Genomic DNA, 6,325 nt, shown 5'->3' with positions numbered 1-6,325 from the left:
CCTCTGTGAGAGGAGGGCGGATTGAAGAGCAAAACTCCGGGCAGATGATGCCGCGAGAATGAGGACGTATGACCCGCCGACCGTGCACCATTCTCGGTGTCGTCCCGGCGAAGGCCGGGACCCATAACCACCGAACGCGATTGTTGAGCGATGCTGGAATGACGAGTCCCGCCTCCAACATCCGCCGCGGCGTATGGGTCCCGGCCTGCGCCGGGACGACGGCTCGGAGAGAGTGTGCGTCCGCTCGTCCAATCTTCCCGGAGCGCCCAAAAACAAAAACGCCCCCGAAACGGAGGCGTTCTGCATTCGACAGCGAGGGGAATCCCGAAGCGGACTTTAGTCCTTCTTGAGGAAGCCAGAAAACTTCTTCTGGAAGCGCGAGACGCGGCCGCCGCGGTCCATCAGCTGCTGGGTGCCGCCGGTCCAGGCCGGGTGCGACTTGGGGTCGATGTCGAGGTTCAGCGTGTCGCCTTCCTTGCCCCAGGTCGAGCGGGTCAGGTACTCGGTGCCGTCGGTCATGACGACCTTAATCGTATGATAATTCGGATGAATATCGGCTTTCATGACAGTTCCTTCGGCGCGCCGGCGCCCATCTCAAGACATTCAGGTACGGGATTTGGCCGGCTCTATAACGCATGGAGCCCCCCAAAACAAGCCAAGAAAGGCCTCAAGCAAGGGCGCCAACCCCATCACCGGATTGGGGCTTCAGCGGATTTGCCAGCCGGGGGTCGGCGGGCCTATGTGGGGGGCGGTAGAACCGGTCTAAGAAGAATGAGTGTAGCCGAACAGCTTGAGACCCCTCGCGGCGCCCCCGAGCCGCCGCGCGATGCGTTGCTCGATGAGGAAGCCTTCATCGAGAGCCAGATCACGGAGCCGGCGAAGAGCCGTGCCCGCTTGCGGCCGCTGCTTGCGCTTGCGCCCTATGTGGCGCGCTACAAGGGACGGGCGATCCTCGCGCTGATCTCGCTGACAGCAGCGGCGATCACCACGCTGATCGTGCCGGTTGCGGTCAGGCGGATGATCGACATGGGCTTCACGCCCGAAGGCATCGCGATGATCAACAGCTATTTCAGCGTGATGATCGCGGTCGTCGCGGTGCTCGCCTGTGCCAGCGCCTCGCGCTACTACCTCGTGATGACGATCGGCGAGCGCATCGTCGCCGATCTCCGGCGCGACGTGTTCGCGCATCTGATCTCGCTGTCGCCCTCGTTCTTCGATTCCGCGCGGTCGGGCGAACTGGTGTCGCGGCTCACCGCCGACACCACGCAGATCAAGTCGGCGGTCGGCGCCTCGGTATCGATCGCGCTGCGCAATTTGATGCTGTTCTTCGGCGCCGCCGCGATGATGGTGATCACGAGCCCGCGGCTCTCGGGCTTCGTGCTGCTTGCGATCCCGATCATCGTGATCCCGCTGGTCGCGTTCGGCCGCTGGGTGCGGCGGCTGTCGCGCACCGCCCAGGACACGCTGGCCGATGCCAGCGCCTATGCGTCCGAGCTGGTCAACGCGATCCGCACCGTGCAGGCTTATACCGGCGAGCGGCTCGCCACGACGCGTTTCGCCGGCGAGGTGGAGCAGGCCTATCAAGCCGCGCGCAGCTCGACCAAGGCGCGCGCGGTGCTGACGCTGATCGTGATCTTCATCGTGTTCGCCAGCGTCGTCGTGATCCTCTGGGTCGGCTCGCACGACGTGCTGGTCGGCGCCATCAGTCCGGGCCGGCTCGGCCAGTTCATTCTCTACACGGCCTTTGCCGCCAGCGGCCTCGGCCAGCTCAGCGAGGTCTGGGGCGAGGTCTCGGCCGCATCGGGCGCCGCCGAACGGCTGTTCGAGATCCTGCGCGTCAAGCCGCAGATCGCGGCGCCGGCTTCGCCGCGGGCGCTGCCGCAGCCGGCGCGCGGCGATGTCGGCTTCGACGATGTCAGCTTCGCCTATCCGACCCGGCCCAATGCGCTCGCGGTCGACGGCGTGTCGCTGAAGGTCGGTTCAGGCGAGAAGGTCGCGATCGTCGGCCCCTCCGGCGCCGGCAAGAGCACGCTGTTCCACCTGCTGCTGCGCTTCTACGATCCGAAATCGGGCACCATCTCGCTCGACGGCGTGCCGATCCGGCAGGCCGATCCGGCCGAGGTGCGGGCGCGGATCGCGCTGGTGCCGCAGGATTCCGTGGTGTTTGCTGCCTCGGCCCGCGAGAACATCCGGTTCGGTCGGCCCGATGCCACCGATGCCGAAGTGGAGCGCGCCGCCGATCTCGCCCATGCCACCGAATTCCTGCGCCGGCTGCCCGGCGGCTTCGACGCCCAGCTCGGCGAGCGCGGCGTGACGCTGTCCGGCGGCCAGCGCCAGCGCATCGCGATCGCGCGCGCGATCCTGCGTGATGCACCGCTGCTGCTGCTCGACGAGGCGACCTCCGCGCTCGACGCCGAGAGCGAGACGCTGGTGCAGACCGCGCTGGAGGAATTGATGCGCCACCGCACCACGCTCGTCATCGCGCACCGGCTGGCAACCGTGCTGTCCTGCGACCGCATCCTGGTCATGGACCAGGGCAAGATCGTCGAGCAGGGCACCCACACCGAACTGGTCGCCGCGGGCGGCCTCTATGCACGGTTGGCGCGGCTGCAATTCGAGGGGATTTGAGCATGCGGTGCGCGTCCGGCCAGTAACGGCCGGCGCACCGCTTATGCGAATCCTATACGATCGCCCGCAGCCTCCCCTCGAAAACCTATTGCTGCAAAGGGATAGTCCCGCCGCGCCATCGATCGGCGCGTGGGGTGTTCGATTGATGCGCAGTGCAGGAGCGACCGAACCGCAGGGCAGGCTGCTCTGCGCCTGGCAACTCGCCGTCCTGCGCTTCGCGGTGACGCTCGATGACGCCGACCGGATGCACGTGCTGGCGGTGGCCGGCGAACTCGATCGGTTGAGTGGCGCCGCCGACGTCTCGTTCAGCTTCTTCCGCAGGACGACCGCGGAGCTGTGCCACGCGATCTCCGGACGCCACATACAGGCTGAGGCGGTGCTACGGGGCTTCGAGGCCCAGATCGACAATCCCCGGCTGCGGCGTGCGTTCGAGGCGGCGATCGCGAAAGACCGGACGCCGCCAAGGATGGTTCCAGGTCGGGCGAGGTCCGGCGACGATCTCTGGAGAGGATTGCCGCCGCGGCGCGCTGCACGGGCTTGAGCAGCCGGCCTATGCCGCCTGCTTGAGGGGAGCCGGCGTGGATGCGATCCAGTCTTCGAGCTTGGCGACATAGTCTGCGGTTGCGGCTTCGAGCGCCTGCTGCGAAAGCCGGTCCGATTCGTACATGATGAAGGGATCGGACCACGGCAGCCCGCAGCGATGCGCCGTGGCGCGCAGCGGCGCAAGCAAGTCCATCATCGGAAACATGTTGCGGCCGCCGGTGCGATAGGCGTCGTGCACGTTGCCGGCGGTCGCCGCCACCATCAGCGGGGTTCCTTCGAGCAACCGGCCCTCCGTCTCATAGGCGACGTAGAATATCCGCGTCAGGACCGCGTCCTGCCATGCCTTCAGCAGCGCCGGGGTGGAGTACCACTGGATCGGAAACTGCAGCACGATGCGGTCGGCGGCGAGCAGGCGGGCGGCTTCGCGCTCACCGTCCCGGAACATGTCGATGTCGCCGGGATACAGTGCCTGCATGTCGACGACCTCGACACCGGGCAGGCTGGCCGCGGCGGCCGCCAGCGCGGCGTTGGCCTTGGATTGCGAGAGATCGCGGTGAAAGACGAGAATGAGGGTCTTGGTCATGTGGTCGGCTCCTGTGCGTTGATGGAGCGAGCATGCGGCAGACGCATAAATTACTCCAATCGATAATAAATCTACTGTATTATCTGTTCTATGAATTTACGGTCGCTCGACCTCAACCTCCTCGTGATCCTGGACGCCTTGCTGGACGAGGCCCATGTCAGCCGCGCCGCCGACCGGCTCGGGCTGTCGCAACCGGCGACGTCGGCGGCCCTGCAACGCTGCCGCGAGCTGTTCCGCGACGATCTGCTCGAGCGCGGCCGGGGCACGATGTATCTGACGCCGAAGGCCGAGACGTTGCGCGCGCCGTTGAAATCGCTGCTCGCGGGTCTGACCGAACTGGTCGATCCGCCGCAGGTGCGGCTCGCCGACATTCGCCAGGTCTTGCGCATCTCCATGACGGATTACCCCGCCCTGCTCGTCGTCCCGCCGTTGCAGCAGGAATTGCAACGCTCGGCTCCCGGGATCGATCTGGTGATCCAGCCCTGGCATGGCGCCGACGCCGCGCGCGCGGCGTTGATCGACGGCAGCAGCGATCTCGCCGTTTCGGTGTTTCCGCCGGCCGAAGACGACCTCCATCGCCAGGAGGTCATGGTCGAGCACTACGTCGTGGCGATGCGGGCGCGGCATCCGGCTGCGAAGGCGTTCAATCTCAAGACATGGCTTGCCTATCCTCATGTTCTCGTCTCCGGCCGTGGTGACAACCGCTCGCCGCTCGATGCCGAGCTCGCGAGCCGGCATTTGTCGCGGCGGATCGGGCTCGTGGTCCCGACCTTTCAGATGGTGCCAAGCCTGCTGCGCGGCTCCAACATGATCGCGATGCTTCCCTCGCGGGTGGTCGCCGATTTCAGCGGGTTGGTCTCATTTCCGCCGCCGATCAAAGCGGCAGGATTTTCCCTGCATCTGGCCTGGCACCGGCGCCGCGCGAAGGATGCTGCGCTACAACATGTCGCGACGATCCTTGCCGGGTTGCTGCGATAAGAGCGATGCAATTTTGGCTGTTGGCGCCGGATGGCGCCGGTCGTAAGCGTTGATGGGGCCGTTGGTCGAGGCTTCATTTTGGACATGCGGAGAATGGCGAGATGGGTGGTCTGGTGATCAGCGGTGGCCGAGTGGTGGATCCAGCCAGCGGGATGGACGCGATCGGCGATGTCGCCGTGGTCGACGGCAAGATCGCGGCTGTTGGCACCGGGCTTGGCGGCGCCGAGCGGCAGATCGACGCGACCGGGCTCGTGGTGGCGCCCGGCTTCATCGACCTGCACGCGCATGGCCAGACCATTCCGGCCGATCGCATGCAGGCCTTCGACGGGGTCACGACATCGCTCGACCTCGAGGCCGGCGTGCTGCCGGTCGCATCCTGGTACAAGCGGCAGGCCGAAAAGGGGCGGGTGCTGAATTACGGCGCCGCGGCCAACTGGGCGTTCGCCCGGATCGGCGCGATGACCGGCTCCAATTCGGAGAGCTCGCTGGAATCGTTCGGCAGCGCGATGCGCGACCGCCGCTGGATCGACAATGTGGCGACGGAGGGCGAAGTCGGCGGCATTCTCGAACGTCTCGCCAACGGCCTGAACGAGGGCGGCATCGGCATCGGCATCCTCAACGCCTATGCGCCCGGCGCCGGCGTGCAGGAATTGACCGCGGTGTGCCAGCTCGCCGCCAATCACGCGGTGCCGACCTTCACCCACGTCGCCTACATGTCGCGGATCGACCCCGAAAGCGCGGCAGAGGCTTATATCCGCCTGATCGGCTATGCCGGCGCCACCGGCGCGCATATGCACATCTGCCATTTCAACTCGTCGAGCAAGACCGACATCGAACGCTGCGTCGCGCTGATCGCGAAGGCACAGGCGCAGGGCCTGCCGATCACGGTCGAGGCCTATCCCTATGGCACCGGCTCGACGGTGCTGGCGGCGACCTTCTTCAGCGATCCAAAATTCGAGGAGCGCAACGGCCTCGGCTACGATTCGGTGCAGCGCGTCACCGACGGTCATCGCTTCGGCAGCCGCGAGGAGCTGCTGGCGGCGCAGGCCGCGGAGCCCTCCACGCTGGTGCTGTGGCATGTGCTCGACATCGAGAACAACTCGCATCATCGCGACCTGCTCGACATGGCGGTGCTGTATCCGGGCGGCGCGATCGCCTCCGACGCGATGCCGTGGACGCTGTCGGATGGCCGCCCCTACACCGGCGATGCCTGGCCGCTGCCGGACGACGCCACCTCGCATCCGCGTTCGGCGGGGTGCTTCACCCGTTTCATCCGCGAATGGGTGCGCGAGCGCAAGAAGGTGTCGCTGCTCGAAGGCATCCGCAAATGCGCGCTGATCCCGGCCGAGATCCTGTCGGCGAGCACGCCGGCGATGCGCGCCAAGGGCCGGCTGCAGGCGGGCGCCGATGCCGACGTCGTGGTGTTCGACTACGAGACGCTGAGCGATCGCGCGACCTTCTCCGCCATGAATCGCCCGGCGGAAGGCGTACGGCACCTCGTGGTCAGCGGCCAGCCGCTGATCAAGGATGGCGTGCTCGACGTCGCGGCACGTCCCGGCCGGCCGGTGCGCCGGCCCGTCACCGGGGCCTGAC

General features: G+C 66.7%; 6 protein-coding genes. 4 read left to right on the top strand and 2 right to left on the bottom strand.

The window, feature by feature from the left end; translation table 11 throughout:
- Window positions 1-336: 336 nt before the first annotated feature.
- Window positions 337-564 (bottom strand): 50S ribosomal protein L31, encoded by a 228-nt coding sequence (gene rpmE, locus B2W55_RS05700; RefSeq protein ID WP_016845230.1) that lies wholly within the window; start codon window positions 562-564, stop codon window positions 337-339.
- Between the two features lie 207 nt (window positions 565-771).
- On the opposite strand from rpmE, the gene B2W55_RS05695 reads away from it, so the two are divergent.
- Together B2W55_RS05695 and B2W55_RS05690 are read left to right on the top strand one after the other, a co-directional pair.
- Window positions 772-2,628, top strand: coding sequence for an ABC transporter ATP-binding protein/permease (locus B2W55_RS05695; protein ID WP_024584690.1), 1,857 nt, complete (start codon window positions 772-774; stop codon window positions 2,626-2,628).
- Window positions 2,629-2,773: 145 nt separating this feature from the next.
- Window positions 2,774-3,169 carry a hypothetical protein gene (locus B2W55_RS05690; RefSeq protein WP_029880151.1) on the top strand — a complete coding sequence of 132 codons (396 nt, stop codon included), beginning with the start codon at window positions 2,774-2,776 and terminating at the stop codon, window positions 3,167-3,169.
- A gap of 9 nt (window positions 3,170-3,178) precedes the next feature.
- Here the strand turns inward: B2W55_RS05690 and B2W55_RS05685 are convergent, their stop codons facing one another.
- Window positions 3,179-3,754, bottom strand: a complete 576-nt coding sequence (locus B2W55_RS05685; RefSeq protein WP_024584691.1) for an NAD(P)H-dependent oxidoreductase — start codon at window positions 3,752-3,754, stop codon at window positions 3,179-3,181.
- 90 nt (window positions 3,755-3,844) lie between these two features.
- Between B2W55_RS05685 and B2W55_RS05680 the strand changes: the two genes are divergently transcribed.
- Window positions 3,845-4,732 carry a LysR substrate-binding domain-containing protein gene (locus B2W55_RS05680; RefSeq protein WP_024584692.1) on the top strand — a complete coding sequence of 296 codons (888 nt, stop codon included), beginning with the start codon at window positions 3,845-3,847 and terminating at the stop codon, window positions 4,730-4,732.
- A 101-nt stretch (window positions 4,733-4,833) separates the two neighbouring features.
- Entirely contained in the window at window positions 4,834-6,324 is a 1,491-nt protein-coding gene (locus B2W55_RS05675; RefSeq protein ID WP_024584693.1) for an amidohydrolase family protein, read from the top strand.
- Window position 6,325: the final 1 nt, after the last annotated feature.

This window comes from Bradyrhizobium sp. UBA2491, assembly GCF_002341725.1.
Classification (GTDB): domain Bacteria; phylum Pseudomonadota; class Alphaproteobacteria; order Rhizobiales; family Xanthobacteraceae; genus Bradyrhizobium.
Note: the sequence above shows the minus strand (reverse complement) of the source record. Positions and strands in the feature narration are given on the sequence as shown.